General features: G+C 58.2%; 2 protein-coding genes. Both read left to right on the top strand.

Annotated elements, in window-relative coordinates:
• Positions 1-193: 193 nt before the first annotated feature.
• Positions 194-754: a septation protein IspZ gene (locus AC1D15_RS28090; RefSeq protein ID WP_477828595.1), complete on the top strand. Its 561-nt coding sequence runs from the start codon at positions 194-196 to the stop codon at positions 752-754.
• Between the two features lie 15 nt (positions 755-769).
• Positions 770-1252, top strand: coding sequence for a hypothetical protein (locus AC1D15_RS28085; RefSeq protein ID WP_477828594.1), 483 nt, complete (start codon positions 770-772; stop codon positions 1250-1252).
• The last annotated feature ends 1012 nt before the right edge of the window (positions 1253-2264 follow it).

Raw genomic sequence — 2264 nt, 5'->3', positions numbered from 1 at the left:
GCGCAGGAGAGAATGGTCCATGAACTCCATCCGCGAAGTCCTGTTCTCTAAGGCGCTCAACTATGCAGAAGCCAAGTAAAAACTCCCAGCACTACCCCCAAGCGGCGCCCAACCAATCGATAGGACGCCGCTCGGTAGGCCGGGCTTCGCCTCTCATTTCAAACGCTAGGCCTCAAAGCGGAGGCCGAATCGCATGACCGGAAGCAATCCATACGCACCGCCTGAAGCGGCTTTGGAAGACATCGGCGAGAGTGCCTTGAGGACGGACTATGGCCTCAAGCTCAGCGCGTCCCTCTTCTGGCGAATCATCGTGTTTCAAATCATCCTTATGATGCCCGTAGCACTCACGCTCAGCTTCTCTGGTCAAACGGAGAGCATCACACTTCTGATGCTGAAGCCCACCCTATTTTTCATCTTCGTCGCAGCTGCAGTCGCGGTCTCATTGCAATTATTCCGCCCTGGGCTTCCTTTCCTTGTTTGGGGTCACAGGCTAGGTATGTTGCCAAGCAGCTGGCGCAGATTCAGTTGGGCTCTTTGCGGTCTGTACGTGCTTTTGGGAATCGTGAACACATGCGTGGCATTCGCCACGCCGTTGACCGTCTGGACTCAATACAAAACATCTGGTCCCCTTCTTGCCATCCTCGTCTTTTGCATCCTTGCACCTCGCTTTATCGTGAGGCCTACCCCTTCCATCGAGCGGACAGCCACAGGCGGGCTTCGCCCATCTGCGCCTGCCGCTCATGCCCACCGTTAGGCCTCACAAGAACCCATGAAAACAATCTGCTACTGGCTGTGCTTCACTTTGGTTGCAATACCAAATACTTACGGCTTAGCTGCGTGGGCTGCCGCTCTGTTCCACATCTCGCTTCCCGCGCCGCCATTCTTTGCGCTGCTCTTCTCCTTCAGTTCACCCGTTCCGCAGGTGCTTGCCCTACTTCTACCCAGGTTCATCCTGGTCCTGGTAAGCGTAGCCATCGTCTTCCTCCTTGTGCGTCGGGTTTGGCTCGCTACAGCAAAGAACGAACGCGGTGCTCCGTGGTCGTTCTATGGCATTCCCAAGGCGCTGGGGTACATAGGTGCCGGTTCCTTTGTACTGGCACTTCTCGGCTTCGCACTTTCCATCGCAATCAAAGCAGGCTCCGGTGTACCAGCAGGCATGCTTCTACTTCCAGCAGTAATTTGCATCCCCTGGGCGTTCTTCCTCACCGAGCTTCTAAGCTTCAGAAGGCGTCCTCTTACGCGTGAGGCCTAACTCTTTAATCGAGGGGACCTCACCCGGCAAGCCGGGCGCCGCCTCTCATCTCAAACGTTAGGCCTCGAATGCCAACATTTCAGAACGCCCGCGCCTATCTCCACGAGGTTGTCCGCCGGTACCGCGAACTGCCCAGCTACTCCGATACCGGCATGTCGTACAGGCCGCACTGTCGGCGGGACCGACTTTGCACGTTCGAGACGGACTACAGCCGCCCCGCAGACTTTCGCTTCTACTTCCAGAGTCCGCATCCCTACCGACCGCTGCGGCACTTAACCACGCAGACAACCGTGGGCATCAGGAACGCAAAGCCGTACTTCGTCACTCGCTACTACCAAGGGAACGGCAGGGCTGAGACTCCGGAAGATCTGGACCTTGCCATCGCTGGCGCGACCGGGATCTCAAGTGGGACCGCCCACACGATAGCCTCGCTGCTGTTCCCGGAAGTATCCGGGTTCTCGTTGCTTGATCTGCGCTGCATCAGGTTCCGCCGAAGCCGGGTCGTCGATGGCGTCAGATGCGTGTCGGTCTCTGGGCTGCATCCCTACGGAGGCGGGAGGTACACAGCTTGGTTTGGGGAGCAGGACTTCCTTCTGCGCCGGCTCCTGACGAGTCGATTCAAGGCAGAGGAGAATCGAACCAACGTTCGGACTTCTCACGTGATTCCACAAGATCGATTTGCTCCGCCGCGAGTCGATGCCTAACCCGTCCTTCAAGCGGACCCGCCTTCGACGGTCCGTTTAAGTCAAACGTTGAACGGCCGCTTTCCGGCGGCTTGCTTAGCCTGTGCCAACTTCCGCTTTGGGTCGATTCTGTGAGTTCACGGGCGCGCGGAGCGGACATTCGGGCTGGCCTGGTCGACGCGAAGCACGAGCCGCTGCTCAGCCAGAGTTGCCGACGACACCTCGCAACGTCAGCTTCATCGCAACGAGCGGACATTCGAAGTTCCCGGCCGACCGGCAGCAACGTGCTGCAAAGCGGTCACTTGATCTTTGAGGCCACGCTCTCCGCG

The sequence above is a fragment of the Rhizobacter sp. P2_H2 genome, from assembly GCF_056403375.1.
The sequence above is the reverse complement of the archived record's forward strand: the minus strand, read 5'-3'. Positions and strand labels throughout refer to the sequence as shown.

Bases quoted from the DNA above. Each gene is read 5' to 3' on its own strand.
- AC1D15_RS28090 (WP_477828595.1), top strand. From the start codon at position 194: ATGACCGGAAGCAATCCATACGCACCGCCTGAAGCGGCTTTGGAAGAC.
- AC1D15_RS28085 (WP_477828594.1), top strand. From the start codon at position 770: ATGAAAACAATCTGCTACTGGCTGTGCTTCACTTTGGTTGCAATACCA.